Source organism: Vibrio sp. 070316B (assembly GCF_013114115.1).
GTDB lineage: Bacteria > Pseudomonadota > Gammaproteobacteria > Enterobacterales > Vibrionaceae > Vibrio > Vibrio chagasii_B.
On the sequence record NZ_VTYC01000039.1, the window covers coordinates 1 to 19653 of the forward strand.

Below are 19653 nucleotides of genomic sequence, written 5' to 3' on the forward strand. Positions count from 1 at the left end.
ATAAAGCTAATCAAGCGAATGGGATATGGGTATCGAGATACAGACTACTTCTTCTTGAAGATAAAAGCGGCTTTCCCCGGAAAGCCGCGATGAACCTTTTTTATACTTATAGCTTAAGCCAAATACTGCTCTTACATTCTCGATCTCAAATCGACCTTAATATCGCTTCGCTAGATTCTTCGATTAAGTCCAAAACCAGTTCGAACCCATCACCCTCCCCATAATACGGATCAGGAACTTCTTGATACTGCGATTCACCGAAGCTTAGAAACAACGCCAGTTTGTATTGCAAGTGTGCCGGACATTGGCTCATTAAGTCGGTCAAGTTAGCTCTATCTGCTGCGAGTATTAAGTCAAACTCTTCAAAATCATTTGCGACGACTTTTCGTGAAGTAATGCCTTTAAAGCTATAGCCTCGCTTCTCTCCTGCCGCTTTAGAGCGTGAATCCGGCGGATTGCCTTGATGGAAACCAATCGTCCCTGCAGAGTCGACTAGAACATCAATATTGAGCTGCTGTGCCTTCTTTCGTAATACCGCTTCACCTGTTGGCGAGCGACAAATATTCCCCATACAAACCACGAGTATCTTTTTCATCCGTAATCACCTGTTCTTCCGATGGTTTTTGCTATCGTTAAGTTAGGCTATGATAAGCGCAATCACAACTTAAAAGGATTTGTTATGTCGACTGAAGACAACAAAGAACAACGTCATAAAGCAAGACAACAGAAAGTTAAAGAACAAGTCGATGCTCGTGTCGCTGCAGCTCAAGAAGTAAAAGGCCTGTTACTGGTCATCACTGGTAATGGTAAAGGCAAATCGACCTCAGGCTTTGGTACCATAACTCGCGCAGTAGGCCACGGTAAGAAATGTGCGGTTGCTCAGTTTGTTAAAGGCACTTGGGATAACGGCGAAAAGAATGTCCTGCAAAAGCTAGATGTTGAATTTCAGGTGATGGGCACTGGTTTTACCTGGGAAACGCAGAACAAAGCGCAAGATATTGAAGCAGCACAACGCGTATGGAGAGAGTGTAAACGCATGCTGGCTGACGAATCGATTGATGTGATTCTATTTGATGAGCTGACTTACATGGTGAGCTACGGTTACATTGAGCTAGATGAAGTCGTTGAAGCGCTTAACAACCGTCCGAAGATGCAATCAGTGATCATTACAGGCCGTGGTGCACACCGCACACTAACTGAAATGGCAGACACCGTATCAGAGGTACGTAACGTAAAACACGCATTTGAATCTGGTGTTAAAGCGCTACAAGGCGTTGACTGGTAATCACCTTCAACCAGAGCTCCCGGACTCGGTCATTCTTCCCTCTCGAGGATAACAACCACTAGGCCGTTATGCCCTTGAGCAAAGGACAACTGCCTATAGTCATTCTCTAGAGCGAGGGACGAGTGTCATAGGGAATCTCTCTTGAGTATTACCTATGCCAAAATAAAAAGCGCCATTCCTACAATAGGAATGGCGCTTTTTATATTTAGCGAGTAATCGTTAGTTAAAGAAACCTTTCAATAAACCGTCTACGGCTTCTTTGGTCTTCTCATCTTTAATCTTGTCCGTTAGCTTGTTAACACCACGGTCAATCTCTTTCTGTGCTTTTTGCTTCAATACATCATCAAAAACAAGTGCAAATTTCGGGTCAGCCCATTGGCCTGTCACCTTAATCGGAATCGTCACATCTTTCAGGTCATCAATACTCTTACCGCCCTGACCTTCTAATGAGCCAACAATCGATGTTCTTACTAAGAAATCTACCGTTTCATTAATGAAGTTAGCTTTACCTTGACCTGTCACGCGAAGTAGTGGTGATTGTGCCGACAAGTCATTGGTTGAAACCCAACCTTTATCAACCTTAAGTGTCGCTTTCATCGCACTAAAGTCAGTCTTTTTAGCTTCATTTGTGCTTTCAACTTTCTCGCCTTTGATCTTCGCGTAATTCTCACGAATCAGTTGTGCAACGTTGATACCGTTAACCGCACCATCTTCAAAGTTAATCGCGATAGTACCAACTAGGTTCTTTTTGATTCCTGTCGGAGTCAGGCTCTTACCTTTCACATTAACATCGATATTACCCGTACCTTCAAGCATATCGTTACCGGCAACATCAACCAGCAATGGCTGAACTTTCACCCCTTTAATTCTCTTCTTAGCAGTGTAAGTCGCCGGTGTTTTACGAGCGTCTAGCTTTGCTGTTGCAGAGATAGAACCTTGGTAAAGGTTTGATGTGAATGAAGTTAATTCAGCAACACCGCGGTTAACAGAGAATGCCGTTTTAACATTCTGCATTTTCGCATTGTTTGCTTTGAACTTATCGATCGTGATATCACCTTTCACATCAAGCGTTTTCAACGCAGATAGGTCAGGTTCAACTTCTTTCGCTGGTGCTGAGCTGCCTGACTTTGACGTTGAGCCACCAGCAGAACCAGAAGGCGCCGTGCTCGCAGTTTCTGTTGAACTACCTAAACCTAGGAACTCGTCTAAATCAATATTCGGGCTATGAAGCGAGAAACGAACCTTTGGTATGTCTGACAGAGTAACGTCGGCTTTACCGTCTAATGCAATAGAGTTAGCTTGTAGCTTCTCTAGCACAAAGCTCAAATGGCTCTTCGTTAGATCAAAGCTAAGATCAGACAACATGTCGACTTTCATTGGTGACTGAGGAAGCGTGTCACCCTTGAACGTAGAGTCTAACGTTAACTTGTTCAGTATCACTTTTGAAATTGCATTATCAACCGTCAGCTCACCGCCACCTTTCAGATCTAAATCTAGACCAGCAGCTTTACCAACCACAGCGTAAGTCAGTTGGTTAACCTTATCGAACTCAAACGTATCTAAACCAAGCTTTACGGAGTCAATTGACGTCGTTGGGTCATTAAACTTAGCGTTTAGGTCGATATTACGTAGCGCATAGCTTGCAAAGCCTTCGGCAAGTTTGAACTCAGCGCTACCGTTGGCTGAGAATTTTTGCTGGTTGTTCTCACCAGACGCAGCAAAAGTTGCCGTAGTCCATGTGTCTACTGCGAACTCAGATAGGTTCAAAGACACATCGTAGAGCTTAGTGAAAGAACCGGCTTGCTTGTCGTCCATTTCAAATAGTGCGTTTGAAATGGTTACGCCTGCTAGATTAATCGTCCAGCCAGATGTCTCTGCTGTGCTTTGCTCTTGTGGAGCCTGCGCAGACTCAGACGTTGTATCAGCTGCTGGTGCCGACGCATCAGATGTAGATGCTTGCGTCAGCGCATCAATATTTTTACGGCCATCTTTAAGCGTTTCTAAGTAGAATTCAGCGCCATCTAGAGTGATGTTGCCGATCTCTAGTTGGTTGCTAAATAGCGGAGTAACCGAAACGTCAACGCCAACGGTATCAACCTTAAATAGGTTAGGTTGGGTGAACCCTTCTGGGTTGCGTAATTCAGTTTGACCAAGTTCGAAGCCAATAGATGGGAAGAATTGCCAGCTGATATCACCCTCGATCACTAGCTCAAGGCCGGTGTGCTTCTGGGCTTGTTCGACAATTAATGGCTTAAATTGGTTGGGATTCACTAACAGCACTAGTGCCAAAATTGCCGCAACAACAATAAACACTGGCACAGCTATGAAAATGAGTAGTTTCTTCATCCGCATATTCCTTGCTTAGATTCCAAAAGAAAGTGGCACTATAAAAGTGCCACTGATTCGGTAAAAAATAAAGCTAAGTGAGTCACTTAGGCAAAACTTTTATTCGATTAAGACTTCAACAACTTCGCAATGTGCGCTTTTAGTACATCAATCGCGATACGGTTTTTACCACCACGAGGAACGATGATGTCTGCATGTTGTTTTGAAGGCTCGATAAACTGCATGAACATTGGACGTACTGTTTCTTGGTATTGCTTTAGTACTGTATCCATTGTGCGACCACGCTCTTCAACGTCGCGCTTAACACGGCGTAGTAGACAGATGTCTAGTGGTGTATCCATGAACACACTTGCGTGCATTAGGTTACGAAGACGTGGGTCTGTTAATAGCAGAATACCTTCTAAAATGATCACTTTCTTAGGAGTAAGTGTAGTCGTTTCAGAAGTACGTGTGTGTTCTGTGTAGCTGTACTCTGGTACTTCTACAGCATTGCCGCTCATCAGCTGCTGTAAATGCTCACATAACAGATCATGGTCCAGTGCATTTGGGTGATCGTAGTTAGTTTTAACACGCTCTTCCATACTCAAGTGGCTTTGGTCGCTGTAATAGCAATCTTCCGTGATAACACCAATTTGATGGTCGCCTACTTTTTCGCGCAGCTCATTATAAATCGTACTAGCAATCAGACTTTTTCCTGAAGCTGAAGCGCCAGCGATACCTACGATGACACATTGATTATTATCAGACATTATTTTGCACCCGATATGGTTTGGTGGTGGGAATAGATAAACCGCCTGATTATAGGGGCTAAAGCACCGAGATTCTAGTCGCCATTTTAGCAAATTGCAGTCAAATTGATGATCTCAATACATTTACTTAAGACAATCGTTTGCTTTCAAATAACTTGCCTACAACTATTTGCACAGGCTTGCCAACTACCTAACCAAAAAACGATAGTTGTGCAAAAACCACGGGCTGTTTATCTAAACCACTCATTATCTATACCGCGTTGAGGTTCGCGCTTACTATTCAACCATAGAAAAGTTGATCGCTTCTGGTCGCGCTTTACCCGTCCAAAACATTTTAGCCGCGACATTTTCAGCAAGCTCAAGGTAGTGACGTGTATGTTCGCTATCAGGGCGACGCACTACCGTCGGGCAACCGGCATCGATGTCTTCGCGAACATCAATATGCAGTGGGATTTGCGCTAAGATATCGAGGTAGAACTCTTCAGACATAGCCTCTGCGCCACCAGCGCCAAAGATATGCTCTTTCTCACCACAGTGACTACATATATGGTAGCTCATGTTTTCAACTAAGCCTGCTACAGGCACACTCACTTTATCGAACATCGCGACACCTTTACGTGCGTCTGCTAATGCTAGATCTTGAGGAGTAGTCACAACCACCGCACCGGTTACTGGGATCTGCTGAGATAGAGTTAACTGGATATCACCTGTGCCCGGTGGCATATCGATAACCAGGTAATCCAATTCTGGCCATACCGTTTCATTCACAAGCTGACCTAGCGCTTTTGCCGCCATTGGACCACGCCAAATCGCAGCGTCATCTTTCGATACAAGGTAACCAATTGAATGCGTGAAAATACCGTGCGCTTCGATTGGCATCATCCACTTATTGTTTTGCACTTCTGGCTTCGCATCTAGTTGTCCTAGCATCATAGGAACCGATGGGCCGTAGATGTCCGCATCCAATAAACCGACTTTTGAGCCTGACTTAGATAAAGCCAGCGCAAGGTTAACGGAAGTCGTTGATTTGCCCACCCCGCCCTTGGCAGAAGTGACAGCAATAATATTCTTCACGCCTTTAAGTGGCGTTGATACCGTCGTTTCAAGTGCCGATGGCTTGACCTTCACTTCAAATTGAAAAGCACTCACAAGCTTTTGTTCAATCTGAGCGTTCATCCAATTTTCCAGGTCAACAGCAAGCTGATTCGCAGCGAAAGGCAAAGTAATAACAAACGATCCACGAGGATCAACAGAGACAATGTTTTGGTGTAGCGCCCACTCTGGGATGAGGATTGGTGACTCAAACTCATTCAACCATGAACAGAAATCTTGCTTCGAAGTAAAGTTACGCATTGGGGCTCCTTTTTTTATTTATGCTATCACCCACGAGATGAAGACTGAACCCCTAAAAAACTAGGGGAATCCTTTGTCTGATACCTTGGCGTATCACACGTTATAAAGTAGTATTACCAATCAAATTTATACCTATCAAAAAAGCGAATTATTAAGTATGGCAACTGATCCAAGACAACTTTTGGTAACTTGTGCGCTTCCGTACGCTAACGGCTCTATTCACCTTGGTCATATGCTTGAGCATATCCAAGCTGATATCTGGGTTCGATACCAGCGTCTACGTGGCAACACTGTAAACTTCATCTGTGCTGACGATGCTCACGGCACGCCAATTATGCTTAAAGCTCAACAGATGGGTATCACGCCAGAAGAGATGATCGCTGCTGTTAGTGAAGAGCACCAAAAAGACTTCGCTGGCTTTGATATCAGCTTTGATAACTACCACAGCACACACAGCGACGAGAACCGTGAACTGGCTTCTCACATCTACCTAGAACTTAAAAAGAACGGTTTCATTTCTAGCCGTACTATTTCTCAGCTTTTCGACCCTGAGAAAGAGATGTTCTTACCAGACCGTTTCGTAAAAGGTACTTGCCCTAAGTGTAAGTCAGAAGACCAGTACGGTGATAACTGTGATAACTGTGGTGAGACATACAGCCCAACTGAGCTAATCGATCCTAAGTCAGCAGTTTCTGGCGCAACTCCAGTAATGAAAGACTCTGAGCACTTCTTCTTCGATCTACCTCAGTTTGAAAGCATGCTAAAAGAGTGGACACGTTCTGGCTCACTGCAAGCTGAAACAGCAAACAAAATGCAAGAGTGGTTCGAGTCTGGTCTACAACAATGGGACATCTCTCGTGATGCACCATACTTTGGCTTCGAGATCCCAGGCGAAAAAGACAAGTTCTTCTACGTATGGCTAGATGCACCAATCGGCTACATGGGCTCATTCAAGAACCTATGTGACAAGCGCGACGATCTAGACTTTAACGAGTACTGGAAGAAAGACAGCACCGCTGAGCTTTACCACTTCATCGGTAAAGACATCGTTTACTTCCACAGCCTATTCTGGCCGGCAATGCTAGAAGGTTCTGGTTTCCGTAAGCCAAACAACGTATTCGTACACGGCTACGTGACTGTAAACGGCGCGAAGATGTCTAAGTCTAAAGGCACATTCATTAAAGCAAGTACGTACCTAAATCACCTAGACCCTGAGTGTCTACGTTACTACTACGCTGCGAAACTAAACAGCCGTATCGATGATCTTGACCTTAACCTTGAAGACTTCACTCAACGTGTAAACGCTGACGTAGTAAACAAGATTGTTAACTTAGCTTCTCGTAACGCTGGCTTCATCACTAAGCGCTTCGAAGGCAAGCTAGCCGCTGAATTTGCAGAACCAGAGCTATACAACGAATTCGTTGCTGCTGCAGAGCGTATCGGTGAGCTATACGAAACTCGTGAATTCAGCCGTGCTATCCGTGAAATCACAGCACTAGCAGATAAAGCGAACCAGTACATCGACGAAAAAGCACCTTGGGTTCTTGCAAAAGAAGAAGGTAAAGAGAAAGAGCTTCAAGAAGTTTCTTCTGTTGGTATCAACCTATTCCGCGTCCTAATGGCTTACCTGAAACCAGTGATGCCTGAACTTGCGGCTCGCACTGAAGCTTTCCTAAACGAAGAGCTAACGTGGGAAGGTGTTGCTACTCCGCTAACTGATCACGAGATCACTAAGTTCAAAGCGCTATTTAGCCGTATTGATCCTAAGAAAGTGGAAGCGATGATTGAGTCTTCTAAAGAAGACGCAGCAGCAGAAATGGCAGCTAAAGAGAAAGCAGAAGCTGAGAAAGAAAAAGCAAGCCAAACAGAGCTAGACAAAGAACCAATCGCTGAAGAGATTGAATTTGACGCGTTCGCAGCCGTTGATATGCGTATTGCTCGTATCATCTCTTGTGAAGAAGTGCCAAAAGCGAACAAACTACTGAAGTTCCAACTGGACATCGGTGGTGAGACTCGCCAAGTATTCTCTGGCATCAAGTCAGCATACAAACCTGAAGAGCTAGAAGGCAAGCTAACTGTTATGGTTGCAAACCTAAAACCTCGTAAGATGAAGTTTGGTATGTCTGAAGGCATGATCCTAGCAGCAGGCCCTGGCGGCAGCGACCTATGGATCCTTGAGCCACACGAAGGTGCTCAACCTGGTATGCGTGTAATGTAATTCTGGCGTCTGTCAGATAAAGCATTCATTGCCAAATCCCTGATGTAACTTAACTTGAAAGAGTTAATAGCATCGGGGTTTTTTTATATCTACCGAAAATCGGCGTTCTCTGTTAGAGTCGCCGTCAACTATGCTAAGTAAAGTATGACAAGGTTATCGGCAGCAATACGCCGTTTGAAGCCGCTTTACTCTCTAAACCTTTTAGGACACCTCTGTGACTAACAACGAAATCTTGCGTCGTATTCAACACGCACTAAACCTTAAGAACGCACAAATCATCAAAGCTATCGAGCAAGCGGATGTGACTGTTGCCCACGACCAAGTGATTAACTGGCTAAAAGCGGATAACGATAAGTCATGCTCTAAGATGAAAGACAAAGAGTTAGCGGTATTCCTAAATGGTTTCATCAACCTTAAGCGCGGTAAAAAAGAAGGGGCTCAGCCAAAGCCTGAAGTTGCACTTACCAACAACATGATTTTCATGAAGCTACGTATTGCGTTGAACATGAAAGCAGAAGACGTGCTCGACGTATTAGAAGTGGTGGGTATCAGCCTAAGTAAGTATGAGATTGGCGCCTACTTCCGCAAGCCAGAGAACAAAAACTACAAAGTGTGTGAAGACCAATTGCTTTGTGATTTTCTAAATGGCGTTCAATTTACTCACCGTCCAGACTCAGAAGAGTTTGCGGGTTAAATAACAATCGACCAAGTTAACCAGACTCTTAATAAATAAAAAGCGGCGAGATAATTGAATTATCTCGCCGCTTTTCTTTGTTCTTACTTTAGAAACTGACTAAGTTAACCAAAAAGATTAGCTGTCGTCTTCCGTAAAGTTTGTTGGTAACGTCGTTTTCATTTCGTTCCAGATCTGTGCACTTGCGATACCGTAATTACGAATAACCAAAGGCAAGTTTTCACGTTGACCGCTCTCACAGATAACGAACAACTCTTTGTAAAACTCCATAGCCAAGCGACGAGCTTCAGGATTAGAGAAGTAGTAGCTACCAATACGATCATAGAGCTTACGTACACCGTTAAAGATCAGACCGTAAATCTGGTTACCTGAATGGAACGCCAAACGTTGGAACAGCATGTAGTCGTAAAAGTTGAATGTCTTCGCGATCAAGATCGTTTGACGTTTTGCTTCATCTTTCTCTGTGTCTTCTTTTACTGCTTGCTTAATTTTGTCTGCATACGGAGAAGATTCTAAGAACTCATCCCACGTAGGTGCCGCAAGTAGCGCTTCACACGATTCAATCACATTACTGATTGTACGCTCTGAAGCCTCTTTATTTGCTTTGAATGCATAACGCATGAAAATCGGGCTGATATTAGTACGAGCAGCAAGCAGGTCTTCTACCATCTTGCTTGCGTTATCAACATCCAGCGTCATTAGCGTATCAAGGATATGAAGGCCTGATGTCTCCATAAACTGGTTAACTTTAGTTGGTTTACCATGTTGGATTGTTAACCAACCATCACGAGCAAGACGTTGTAGTACTTCACGAAGCGTAGTACGTGTAACACCAATTAGCTCAGAAAGCTCACGCTCTGCTGGCAAGATAGAACCTGGAGGGAAACGGCCATTCCAAATACTTTCAATGATATACTTTTCTGCAAATCCTGCCGGGCTCTTCGCCTTAATGACCATCTACACTTCAATCCAATTAAATTATTTTCTTCTAATTTACTCATCATACCACTAGTAAAGGCGAGCGGAAACACCCTCAAAAATTTTACTCCCCCAAAACACCAGTAGAGCTAAAGCTCTAAAGTTAAGCTCATGTTTCCGTCCAAGGTTTGCAAAGCAAGTCTATATAAATCAGCATTTCAACAAATAATTAACACAATAAATTCACTTTAAAATCAACGACATTGGTCATATTTTCAAAGCTATCAAATTGCAATATTAAGTTGTAATAATCATATATAAACCGTCTTTATTCTGTAAATTTCAATCATTTCGCTGAAATATTGATTCTAGTCGGTTTTTATCACATTTTAAGTGGTATGCTTCCGCTACTTTGATCGCGTTTCTCACACAAAAAAGAGGTATTTTAGGTGCTACAGGGCTTTTCCTGTTGACTAAATGTTATCTAAGAGTAGAGTTGCGCTCAAAAATAAGCAGTGCTTGAGTTTCTAAGGGAGTGACTTGGCAAGACCACAGAACGTTACATGGAATGTAGTTTTTCTAAGTCACTGTTAGTTATAGTTTTTAACACTTTCTATAGCTCGATTCTCAAAATGTTGTATTGCTTGTCTATTCATAATCAACATAAAAGAGTATTAACATGCCGATGTCTCTCGGAAACGCTTTTATCAAGAATTTCCTTGGTAAAGCTCCTGATTGGTATAAACTTGCCATCATTTCCTTTTTAATCATCAACCCGTTTGTTTTCTTCCTAGTTGACCCATTTGTTGCGGGCTGGCTATTGGTGGTTGAGTTTATTTTCACCCTAGCTATGGCTCTCAAGTGCTACCCTCTTCAACCGGGTGGCTTATTGGCAATTCAAGCCGTTGCGATTGGCATGACCAAACCTGAAATGGTTTATCATGAGCTGCAAGCAAACCTTCCAGTATTACTCTTATTAGTATTCATGGTTGCCGGCATTTACTTCATGAAAGAACTTCTTCTGTTCATTTTCACGAAGATACTGCTCGGCATTCGTTCTAAGATCATGCTTTCTGTTGCGTTCTGTGTTGCAGCAGCATTCCTATCAGCTTTCCTAGATGCACTAACTGTAATCGCAGTTGTGATCAGCGTGGCTGTGGGCTTCTACTCGATTTACCACAAAGTTGCATCGGGCAAAGGCTCTAACTCTGCACACGACCATACTCACGATGAAGAAATCTCTGAACTAACTCGTGAAGACTTAGAAGACTACCGTGCTTTCTTACGTTCGCTACTGATGCACGCTGGCGTAGGTACTGCGCTAGGTGGTGTAATGACCATGGTTGGTGAACCACAAAACTTAGTTATCGCGAAACAAGCAGGCTGGGAATTCGGTGAGTTTATTATCCGTATGCTTCCTGTAACATTGCCTGTTTTCTTCTGCGGCATTCTAACTTGTGCGCTTGTCGAGAAATTCAAAGTATTCGGTTATGGCGCCAAGCTGCCAAACAACGTTCGCCAAATCCTAGTTGAGTTTGACAACAAAGAACGTGAAAACCGAACTAAACAAGATGTTGCAAAGCTTTGGGTTCAAAGTGCAATCGCAGTTTGGCTTATCGTTGGCTTGGCACTTCACGTTGCTGAAGTTGGTTTAATTGGTCTTTCAGTTATCATTTTAGCGACTGCGTTTACAGGTGTAATCGAAGAGCACTCTATGGGTAAAGCTTTTGAGGAAGCGCTACCATTTACTGCGCTTCTTGCTGTGTTCTTCGCTGTCGTTGCAGTAATCATCGACCAAGCACTATTCAAGCCAGTAATCGATGCGGTTCTTCACGTTGAAGATAAAGGTGCTCAGCTTGCCCTATTCTATGTGGCCAACGGTATTCTATCGATGGTTTCAGATAACGTGTTCGTAGGTACGGTTTACATCAACGAAGTGAAAACAGCGTTGGTTGAAGGCATTATCACTCGCGACCAGTTCGACCTGCTTGCTGTTGCTATCAACACAGGTACTAACCTACCTTCAGTTGCAACACCAAACGGTCAAGCTGCGTTCTTATTCCTATTAACGTCTGCACTTGCGCCGTTAATTCGACTGTCTTACGGCCGCATGGTAATCATGGCGCTGCCATACACTATCGTGCTGGCATTGGTTGGCCTTGCAGGCATCGTATACTTCGTGGAACCGATGACGGCATGGTTCTATGACGCAGGTTGGATCATTCAGCGCACCGGTGAAGCGGTTGCTCCAGTGATCTCTGGTGGTCACTAAGCTACACACTGTGTCGCAAAGCACAAAATGTGTAACTCACTAATCAAAAATATTAGTTGATTAGGAAACTTATCCAAGATAAAAAGCTCTGAGTATTCAGGGCTTTTTTATTTTATAGACGGGATTTAATTCGTGAACTTTTTTGTAATGCTCAAAGACTTCTCTAAGGGACGTTTATCTTGGCTTTTACTGCTAGCATTTATCGTATTTTTTGAGGCTTGTGCGCTGTTCTTTCAGCATGTCATGATGCTTGGCCCTTGTGTTATGTGTATTTATGAGCGTGTGGCAATGCTAGCTATTGGTGTCGCAGCCATGATAGGTGCTATCGCCCCGGACAATCCAATCTCGCGCTGGCTTGGCCTTGCTGGCTGGGGTTTTGGCGCATACAAAGGTTTAACGTTGGCTTTGGAGCACGTTGATTACCAGTTCAACCCGTCTCCATTTGCAACCTGTGACCTGTTCGTGACCTTCCCTAGCTGGGCACCTTTAAACCAATGGGCTCCGTGGATGTTTGAAGCCTACGGTGACTGCAGCAAGGTCGTGTGGCAGTTCTTGTCGCTTTCTATGCCGCAATGGCTTGTCATTATCTTTGCAGGCAACTTAGTGGCGTTCGGTTTCGTGGTCATTTCTCAATTCGTTAAATCCAAAAACAGCTAGGGCGCGTTGACCTTTCGTGGTTAAATTTTGTTCGGATGGGGGCGCCTAGTCAAAAGCGTTTTAATCGCGGCGAGGGAGAAGTAGCCTAGTCATTCTAAGCAAATCTCCCTCAACAAAGAGTAAAGCGTTTTTAGTCGAACCCTTCGGGCAGCGTTTGCTGGTCATTTCTACTGCGTTATCGGCTTCTCATGTAGACTAGCTACACATCAAAGCCTCTGCCTTGTATAAATCCCCAGCAATTCGCTGCAAAATCAGCTCAAAAGATCAACTCGCCCTAGTCACTCACGCTTTACAAAAACTAAAAAGTCGACCTTAGGGTCGACTTTTTGTTATCCAATCTTTGTCGTTTTCTAAAGAACAGCGCGCTTGAAACGATTAACTGTTCTTGCCACAGCATTGCTTGAATTTTTTACCGCTTTCACACGGACAAGCATCGTTACGACCGATATCTTTAAACGGATTCACGCTCTGAGATTTATTGCCCAGCATTGCTTCATCAGCGGCTAGTGCAACTTCTGAAATCATCAAGTCGACTTGACCGACAAGATCTGCAAGCGCAGGCGGGTTCTTTAGTCCAGCCGCCACCATTTGCTGTTGAGTTTGCTCTTCATCAATCGCGAGCATCAATGTCGTCAGCAGAGCTTGAAGCATACGTAACGTGCCGTCAGCAACACTTACGGTTTGCCATTGCTCTTCTACGGTTGGCCAGACCATCATGAAACCTTCCGCGAAATCAGCGAATTGTTCAGTAAAGTCACCTTCAGAAAACACATCTGTCAGTAAGTATTCACTACGCTGAATGAGGTTGTGCTGGCGGTTAATCTGTTCTGTCACGATTGCCACAAGCGCTTCACCCGCTTCTGGAGCAATAATCGCAAGCCACGCTTCTGGCTCTAGCGGCTTAGTGGCTAGGTTAGAAGCAAGAATTGCCCCTTCAAGAAACTGCGGAGTAATGTCGGTAATTGATTCTGGTAGGCTTAATAATTGATATGTCATGAAAGCTCTGGATATTGGGCATTTTCCATATTATAACGCTATCCCATGCATCATGTCGCCATTAACCGATTGAACGAGCCTCATCGTAAGCAAAGCCACACTCATAGTGACAATCCTGTGGTCAAGCCGTACAATCACGCCTCTTTATTTTCAGGACAGAGATGTTTCGGTAAATCAGCATGCGAGTAATACTTGGCCCTATGGAGGGCGTTCTAGACCATCTAATGCGTGAAATTCTCACAGAGCTCAATGATTACGACCTCTGTGTAACAGAATTCGTCCGTGTTACTGATCAACTATTACCACCGCATGTGTTCCATCGCTTGTGCCCTGAGCTTCACCAAGGCTCTCAGACGATGGCGGGCGTCCCTGTCCACGTTCAACTGCTTGGCCAACACCCAAAATGGATGGCAGAGAATGCGATTCAAGCTGCGAACCTTGGTGCAAAAGGAATCGACCTAAACTTTGGTTGCCCAGCAAAAGCGGTAAACAAGAGTAACGGTGGCGCATCATTACTGAAAGAGCCCGAGCTTATCTATCAAGTTGTTAAAGCGACCCGAGAAGCCGTTCCTGAGCACATCCCTGTTTCGGCTAAAATTCGTTTAGGTTGGGAACACCCAGATGAGTGCTTTGAGATTGTCGATGCGATTGAACAAGCCAAAGCGGACGAACTGACGGTTCATGCAAGAACCAAAACCGGTGGCTATAAGGCAAGTGAAATAAAGTGGGATTACATTAATCAGATCCGCCAGAAGACATCGTTACCTTTGATCGCGAATGGTGAGATTTGGAATTATCAAGACGGTCAAGATTGCATTAAAACAACAGGTGTCGATTCACTCATGGTATGCCGTGGCGCATTCAACGTTCCAAATCTTGGTAACGTGGTTAAGCACAACCACCAGCCAATGCCATGGATAGAGGTGATTGCTCTGCTGTTACGCTATTCAGAGTTCGAAATTGAGGGCGATAAAGGTCTTTACTATCCAAACCGTGTAAAACAGTGGTTTGTGTATCTGCGAAAAGAGTACCCAGAAGCGGAAGAGCTGTTCCGAGAAATCAGAACCTACAAAAAAGCTGCGCCTATCGTCGAGCAGATCAAACGCTACCAAGAACTGTACAATCAGCCTGCATAGATCTCCGCTCTCGAACTGTCTATTAAAGCATGTAGACTAAACAACGTGGCTAGAATTCGATACGATCTTTACCGGTCGTTTTAGCCACGTAAAGCTTCTCATCAGCAAACTTAAATATCTCTTCAAAGTTAAGCTTGCTCTGCTCTGTCTCTACAATGCACACACCACCAGATACTGTGAATCCATTCGGAATAATATCTGTTGAATTGGCGCAAATCGCTGTTTTTACACGATCGAGTGTTCGCATCAAAGTCTCGCGATCATCCCCTTTCAGATAGACTACAAACTCTTCGCCACCAAACCGGGCAGCAACATCACTACTGCGTATGCTACTCGTGATTTGGCGTGACATGTAACGAATGACATCATCGCCTTTATCATGACCGTAGGTGTCATTGATCGACTTAAAGTCGTCAATATCAAAAACGGTCAAAGCAAACAGCTGGTCATGCTCTACTCTACGCCAAAATGCTTCCAACCCGCGTCGATTCAGCAACCCCGTCATTGGATCTTTAGCCGCAAGCTCTTTGAAATAACCCCTTTCAATATTAGAGTTAACGTAGAAGAAAATAGTCACAGAGAACAGATACACAATAATGGCAACGATAAGGCTGTCTTTCTCATAAACAAAAAAGTGCTCAATCTCTTTCACTAAATCTAACTCATAGTACATCGCGTGATGCGAGGCGACACCTTCGAGGTTAATCCCATGATAGAAAGCTGCGTTAGCGTTCGGCATCGTTAGAGTTGTGTCTATGATATCGATACGACCAGCCAGATGTTCGTTAGAGTTTGCCAACAGCCGACCCGCGTTTATATCAACCGACAACATTCCTTGGTGCACGCCTTTATGGAACACAGGAATAGTCATACTAATCATGCGATCAAGAGAATCAAAACGATAACCAGGGCCAGAGAGGGTCAGTTGATCGGGGTTATTCGCAGTTTTCTGCCAGTATGGGCGACTCTTAATGGTCGATAACAACTCTTTACTCAACCCTTTGGCAAAATCCTCTGGCGAAGAGATCACATAACCACGAGTATCAATGAAGTGTACACCGTCGTGGTATTCATCAAGTTGAGATAAGAATGAAAGAATCGGGGCAAGTGCGATCTTTTCTGATGCACTTTTGTAGCTATCACTGCTTTCGGAACAGAGGGACTCTTCGCCAATCAACATATAGTCGATATCAACAGAGGGAATATCTGAAGTTTTACCATCCGCTAGGAGTAGCACATCAATAGGCCAGATTTGGCAAAGTCCATTCACTACATGTTTATTGTGATCAAGAAAAAGCGGGTTTCCTGATTTGTAGTAGTTAGAGAAGCTGTAGTCTAGGGCTGTGACCACTTTTGTAGTTCTTTTAAATACATCTTCGATACGATGAAACTCGCTGTCGATGTCTTTTTTCACCGAATCGAAATGGTTCTTTCCGATTAAACCAAGCAGCATTGCCGCGATCACCGCGGGAAACCCGAAGACAAAGGTAAGGCTAAAGTGCCTATTTACTTTCATATAATGTGCTCTTAGCGCTCAGCTATTTTCATTTACCCCATTAATATTATTACATTAATCGCCAACCTGCTCGACGTAAAATAATGTAAATTGATATTAACGGTACCGCTCTCGGTGAAATAACTGCTTATAAATGAACAAAATAGATAAAAGTTAACGCGTAGAACAGCGTAGCGCCATTTGATGGAAGGCGATGCTAGCACCGTTAACAATATGACTTATGTCTAATTCGCTAAGCTCATGCTATCCAACGCCATCACCGGCTCACTATCGCACGCTCAATCACTGACTTTGGCACCGTAACACCTAGCTCGCGAGCTGCATCCAAGTTAATCACCAATTGCGAACTCTGTGCGGTCTTTACGCTCAATTTACCGGGCTTTTGACCATTCAAGATAGCAGAAACATAATCCGCGGTTTGTACTCCAACGTCGTAATAGTCTAACCCTAAACCAGCAATAGCCCCCTTCCCTACATAAGACGTTGCCCCTGCGACCACTGGCGTCCCCGCTTGGTTTGCCGCTTCAATAAGGCCTTCAGCACCGCTAGCAACCGTATTATCGGTCAGCGCGTAAATTACGTCGGAGCGCTTGGCCACTGATTCTGCTTTAGATTCCACATCATCAATGGTCAGCGCCTTTTCTGTATAGAGCTCATAGCCAAAATCACGCGCTGCTTTTTTTAGTAGCCCAACTAAAGCGACCGCATTAGCTTCTGCCGGGTTATAGACCACGCCTATAGAGTTCGCCTCAGGAAGAAGCTCTTTGATTAGGGAGACATGCTGAACAATTGGAGATAGATCAGAAAGGCCAGTCACATTGCGTCCCGGTTTTTCAAATTGCTTAACAAGCCTTGCTCCGATTGGATCGGTGACGGCCGTAAACACAATAGGAATGGTTCTCGTAGCTGACACCAAAGCCTGTGAGCTCGGCGTGGCGATGCCCACCAAAACATGTGGGTTTTCGCTCACAAGTTCTCTGGCAATTTTCGCTGCCTGAGCTGGGTTTCCATCGGCCATTTCATAAGAAAACTCTAAGTTTTTTCCAGGTTCATAACCTTTTGCTCTTAGCCCTTCAAGAAGCCCTAAACGTGTCGCGTTTAAATCTGGGTGATCGACCACTTGTGACACCGACACTTTCGCAATGTTTGCCATCACACTGCTAGTCCATAGCAGCAGAGAACAGCTCAAAACTGCCGTTAATACTTTTTTTACTAAACCCATTCACACTCCCTGAATCAAGCTTCCGTTGTTATTGCTCGATCAAAGAGAACAACATCAAATCACTATTGACATTATTACCAGTAACAATTGATAACTTGAAGTGATATTTAACAAAAACACAACAAGGCTCGAATTATGCGAGGAAAGCTAGGTTTGCTTTGGGACACGATAAGAAATGGGGTGAATAAGATATGCAAGGGTTAGCTCTGAGAGCAAGCAAGTATGTAGAATATCGATGCTCTCAGGCCTGTGGGGAGATGTGAGGTGTTTTTAGAACCAGCGCTCCATTGACGACTTGTCTAACTGACGGAAAGCGCGGTTAAGGATAATGGCTAATTCTTTATAACGAGGGCGCGGCTTCATCGGCTCTAACGCGAACCCTGTTTCAGTGATCTTTTCGTGTAACTCTCGATACCAAGAGACCAAAGCCGGCGGAAGTTGAGTGTTTGAACGGTTACCTAACCACCACATGCCTTGAAGTGGCAAGCTAATAGCGAACAAAGCCATGACCACAGCTTGTGGCATTGCTTGGTAATTATTAAAAACCATTTGCGTAAGAACACTGATAGCAGCGATCGCAGGCATTACCTTAACACCAAAGCGCGTCGCTTTAATGATGCGTTGCTCTGGGAAAATAGCGTTTAACTCTTTTCGAACAGGCCAGAGATCCATGTACTTTTGGCCATCTTTTAAACTGCCAGCTAAACCAACTCTATTGCTCATATGAGTCTCCCATTAAAAAAAAGTTGAAATCATCAACTAAAAACACAAAAATTTGACGAAAAATAATATTCTTTCAAATTTTTTTGTTATATTTGCACAATATCGCTATTATTTGCAGACCTCAATCTCATTGTTGCCCTTATTTACAATTTAAGCAACTTTGAGAAGACTTCTGCAAGGAATGCACAAGCCGCTTTTGCTTAAAAAGTGCGCTTTCACTTTAATACGGAAATTAACGTTTTTTTGACCAAGGTTAGTACGCAAGCTAGCGAGCTTCGTCTATTCTTGAGATTAATTTTCATCCTTAACTGATTTCGATCAGAAAAATTAACAGGTAGTCATTAATGTCTAAGCTAGTTTTAGTTTTAAACTGTGGTAGTTCTTCTCTTAAATTCGCTGTTGTTGATGCAGAAACAGGTGCAGAGCACCTAACTGGTCTTGCTGAGTGTCTAGGTCTTCCAGAAGCTCGTATGAAGTGGAAACTTGACGGCAAGCACGAAGCACAACTAGGCGCGGGCGCAGCTCACGTAGAAGCACTATCTTTCATGGTAGAAACTATTCTTGCTTCTAAGCCTGAGCTTAAAGCTAACCTTGGCGCTATCGGTCACCGTATCGTACACGGCGGCGAGCAGTTCACTCAATCTGCACTAATCACAGATGACGTACTTAAGGGTATTCAAGACGCTGCGACTTTCGCACCTCTTCACAACCCAGCTCACCTAATCGGTATCGAAGCTGCTCAACAGAACTTCCCAGGCCTTAAAAACGTTGCTGTATTTGACACTGCGTTCCACCAAACAATGCCTTCTGAGTCTTACCTATACGCTCTACCGTACAACCTGTACAAAGAGCACGGCATCCGTCGTTACGGCATGCACGGTACTTCTCACCTATTCATCACTCGTGAAGTTGCAGGCCTACTAAACAAGCCAGTTGAAGAAGTTAACATCATCAACTGTCACCTAGGTAACGGCGCTTCTGTATGTGCAATCAAGAACGGTAAATCTGTAGATACTTCTATGGGCCTTACTCCTCTTGAAGGTCTAGTAATGGGTACTCGTTGTGGTGACCTAGATCCTGCAATCATCTTCCACCTACACGACGCTCTTGGCTACTCTGTTGAAGAAATCAACAACATGCTAACTAAAGAGTCTGGTCTTGCTGGTCTAACTGAAGTGACTTCTGACTGTCGTTTCGTTGAAGACAACTACGGTGAAAAAGAAGAAGCAACTCGTGCAATGGACGTGTTCTGTCACCGTCTAGCTAAATACGTTGCTGGTTACACTGCAACTCTAGAAGGTCGTCTAGACGCAATCACTTTCACTGGCGGCATCGGCGAGAACTCTGGCCCAATCCGTGAAATGGTTCTAAACCGCCTAGGCATCTTCGGCATCGAAGTTGACGGTGAAGCTAACCTTAAAGCTCGTTTCGGCGGCGAAGGTACTATCACTACAGCTAACAGCCGTATCCCTGCAATGGTTATCTCTACTAACGAAGAGCTAGTAATTGCTGAAGACACTGCGAAACTAGCAGGTCTTTAATCAAATTTAGGACCGCAGGCTTTAACG

General features: G+C 44.1%; 16 protein-coding genes. 7 read left to right on the plus strand and 9 right to left on the minus strand.

Annotated elements, in window-relative coordinates; all coding sequences use genetic code 11:
• Window positions 1-145 precede the first annotated feature (145 nt).
• Window positions 146-595 carry a low molecular weight protein-tyrosine-phosphatase gene (locus F0251_RS21325; RefSeq protein WP_061033782.1) on the minus strand — a complete coding sequence of 150 codons (450 nt, stop codon included), beginning with the start codon at window positions 593-595 and terminating at the stop codon, window positions 146-148.
• An 84-nt stretch (window positions 596-679) separates the two neighbouring features.
• Between F0251_RS21325 and cobO the strand changes: the two genes are divergently transcribed.
• The gene (gene cobO, locus F0251_RS21330) at window positions 680-1285 is read left to right on the plus strand and encodes a cob(I)yrinic acid a,c-diamide adenosyltransferase (RefSeq protein WP_171731761.1); all 606 of its coding nucleotides are present in this window, start codon (window positions 680-682) and stop codon (window positions 1283-1285) included.
• A gap of 219 nt (window positions 1286-1504) precedes the next feature.
• On the opposite strand, the gene F0251_RS21335 is transcribed toward cobO, so the two are convergent.
• The 3 genes from F0251_RS21335 to apbC form a co-directional block, all read right to left on the minus strand.
• Window positions 1505-3631, minus strand: coding sequence for an AsmA family protein (locus tag F0251_RS21335; protein ID WP_061033784.1), 2127 nt, complete (start codon window positions 3629-3631; stop codon window positions 1505-1507).
• Window positions 3632-3738: 107 nt separating this feature from the next.
• On the minus strand, window positions 3739-4380 hold the full coding sequence (gene udk / locus F0251_RS21340; RefSeq protein WP_004737367.1) for a uridine kinase: 642 nt from the start codon (window positions 4378-4380) through the stop codon (window positions 3739-3741).
• 276 nt (window positions 4381-4656) lie between these two features.
• Window positions 4657-5733 (minus strand): iron-sulfur cluster carrier protein ApbC, encoded by a 1077-nt coding sequence (apbC, locus tag F0251_RS21345; protein WP_008220270.1) that lies wholly within the window; start codon window positions 5731-5733, stop codon window positions 4657-4659.
• Between the two features lie 157 nt (window positions 5734-5890).
• Between apbC and metG the strand changes: the two genes are divergently transcribed.
• Both metG and F0251_RS21355 read left to right on the plus strand, forming a co-directional pair.
• Window positions 5891-7951, plus strand: a complete 2061-nt coding sequence (gene metG / locus F0251_RS21350) for a methionine--tRNA ligase (protein ID WP_102424359.1) — start codon at window positions 5891-5893, stop codon at window positions 7949-7951.
• A 214-nt stretch (window positions 7952-8165) separates the two neighbouring features.
• Window positions 8166-8645 (plus strand): DUF1456 family protein, encoded by a 480-nt coding sequence (locus F0251_RS21355; protein ID WP_105057410.1) that lies wholly within the window; start codon window positions 8166-8168, stop codon window positions 8643-8645.
• A 117-nt stretch (window positions 8646-8762) separates the two neighbouring features.
• Here F0251_RS21355 and fadR read toward each other — a convergent pair whose 3' ends face one another.
• On the minus strand, window positions 8763-9602 hold the full coding sequence (gene fadR / locus F0251_RS21360) for a fatty acid metabolism transcriptional regulator FadR (RefSeq protein ID WP_008220261.1): 840 nt from the start codon (window positions 9600-9602) through the stop codon (window positions 8763-8765).
• Between the two features lie 640 nt (window positions 9603-10242).
• Here fadR and nhaB point away from each other — a divergent pair.
• Both nhaB and dsbB read left to right on the plus strand, forming a co-directional pair.
• Window positions 10243-11835 (plus strand): Na(+)/H(+) antiporter NhaB, encoded by a 1593-nt coding sequence (nhaB, locus tag F0251_RS21365; RefSeq protein WP_102426095.1) that lies wholly within the window; start codon window positions 10243-10245, stop codon window positions 11833-11835.
• 147 nt (window positions 11836-11982) lie between these two features.
• Window positions 11983-12492 (plus strand): disulfide bond formation protein DsbB, encoded by a 510-nt coding sequence (dsbB, locus tag F0251_RS21370; protein WP_171731768.1) that lies wholly within the window; start codon window positions 11983-11985, stop codon window positions 12490-12492.
• Between the two features lie 375 nt (window positions 12493-12867).
• Here the strand turns inward: dsbB and F0251_RS21375 are convergent, their stop codons facing one another.
• Window positions 12868-13488, minus strand: a complete 621-nt coding sequence (locus F0251_RS21375; protein ID WP_171731762.1) for an SEC-C metal-binding domain-containing protein — start codon at window positions 13486-13488, stop codon at window positions 12868-12870.
• A 179-nt stretch (window positions 13489-13667) separates the two neighbouring features.
• Between F0251_RS21375 and dusC the strand changes: the two genes are divergently transcribed.
• Window positions 13668-14624 carry a tRNA dihydrouridine(16) synthase DusC gene (dusC, locus tag F0251_RS21380; RefSeq protein ID WP_102424921.1) on the plus strand — a complete coding sequence of 319 codons (957 nt, stop codon included), beginning with the start codon at window positions 13668-13670 and terminating at the stop codon, window positions 14622-14624.
• A 49-nt stretch (window positions 14625-14673) separates the two neighbouring features.
• Here dusC and F0251_RS21385 read toward each other — a convergent pair whose 3' ends face one another.
• The 3 genes from F0251_RS21385 to yfbV all read right to left on the minus strand — a co-directional run bounded on the left by F0251_RS21385 (window position 14674) and on the right by yfbV (window position 18085).
• The gene (locus F0251_RS21385; protein ID WP_061033792.1) at window positions 14674-16140 is read right to left on the minus strand and encodes a sensor domain-containing diguanylate cyclase; all 1467 of its coding nucleotides are present in this window, start codon (window positions 16138-16140) and stop codon (window positions 14674-14676) included.
• 256 nt (window positions 16141-16396) lie between these two features.
• On the minus strand, window positions 16397-17362 hold the full coding sequence (locus F0251_RS21390; protein WP_105057412.1) for an ABC transporter substrate-binding protein: 966 nt from the start codon (window positions 17360-17362) through the stop codon (window positions 16397-16399).
• A 270-nt stretch (window positions 17363-17632) separates the two neighbouring features.
• Window positions 17633-18085, minus strand: a complete 453-nt coding sequence (gene yfbV, locus F0251_RS21395; protein WP_061033794.1) for a terminus macrodomain insulation protein YfbV — start codon at window positions 18083-18085, stop codon at window positions 17633-17635.
• A 344-nt stretch (window positions 18086-18429) separates the two neighbouring features.
• Here yfbV and F0251_RS21400 point away from each other — a divergent pair, with 344 nt between their 5' ends.
• Window positions 18430-19626: an acetate kinase gene (locus tag F0251_RS21400; protein WP_004737356.1), complete on the plus strand. Its 1197-nt coding sequence runs from the start codon at window positions 18430-18432 to the stop codon at window positions 19624-19626.
• Window positions 19627-19653: the final 27 nt, after the last annotated feature.

Bases quoted from the DNA above. Each gene is read 5' to 3' on its own strand.
- F0251_RS21325 (WP_061033782.1), bottom strand. From the start codon at position 595: ATGAAAAAGATACTCGTGGTTTGTATGGGGAATATTTGTCGCTCGCCA.
- cobO (WP_171731761.1), top strand. From the start codon at position 680: ATGTCGACTGAAGACAACAAAGAACAACGTCATAAAGCAAGACAACAG.
- F0251_RS21335 (WP_061033784.1), bottom strand. From the start codon at position 3,631: ATGAAGAAACTACTCATTTTCATAGCTGTGCCAGTGTTTATTGTTGTT.
- udk (WP_004737367.1), bottom strand. From the start codon at position 4,380: ATGTCTGATAATAATCAATGTGTCATCGTAGGTATCGCTGGCGCTTCA.
- apbC (WP_008220270.1), bottom strand. From the start codon at position 5,733: ATGCGTAACTTTACTTCGAAGCAAGATTTCTGTTCATGGTTGAATGAG.
- metG (WP_102424359.1), top strand. From the start codon at position 5,891: ATGGCAACTGATCCAAGACAACTTTTGGTAACTTGTGCGCTTCCGTAC.
- fadR (WP_008220261.1), bottom strand. From the start codon at position 9,602: ATGGTCATTAAGGCGAAGAGCCCGGCAGGATTTGCAGAAAAGTATATC.
- nhaB (WP_102426095.1), top strand. From the start codon at position 10,243: ATGCCGATGTCTCTCGGAAACGCTTTTATCAAGAATTTCCTTGGTAAA.
- dsbB (WP_171731768.1), top strand. From the start codon at position 11,983: ATGCTCAAAGACTTCTCTAAGGGACGTTTATCTTGGCTTTTACTGCTA.
- F0251_RS21375 (WP_171731762.1), bottom strand. From the start codon at position 13,488: ATGACATATCAATTATTAAGCCTACCAGAATCAATTACCGACATTACT.
- dusC (WP_102424921.1), top strand. From the start codon at position 13,668: ATGCGAGTAATACTTGGCCCTATGGAGGGCGTTCTAGACCATCTAATG.
- F0251_RS21385 (WP_061033792.1), bottom strand. From the start codon at position 16,140: ATGAAAGTAAATAGGCACTTTAGCCTTACCTTTGTCTTCGGGTTTCCC.
- F0251_RS21390 (WP_105057412.1), bottom strand. From the start codon at position 17,362: ATGGGTTTAGTAAAAAAAGTATTAACGGCAGTTTTGAGCTGTTCTCTG.
- yfbV (WP_061033794.1), bottom strand. From the start codon at position 18,085: ATGAGCAATAGAGTTGGTTTAGCTGGCAGTTTAAAAGATGGCCAAAAG.
- F0251_RS21400 (WP_004737356.1), top strand. From the start codon at position 18,430: ATGTCTAAGCTAGTTTTAGTTTTAAACTGTGGTAGTTCTTCTCTTAAA.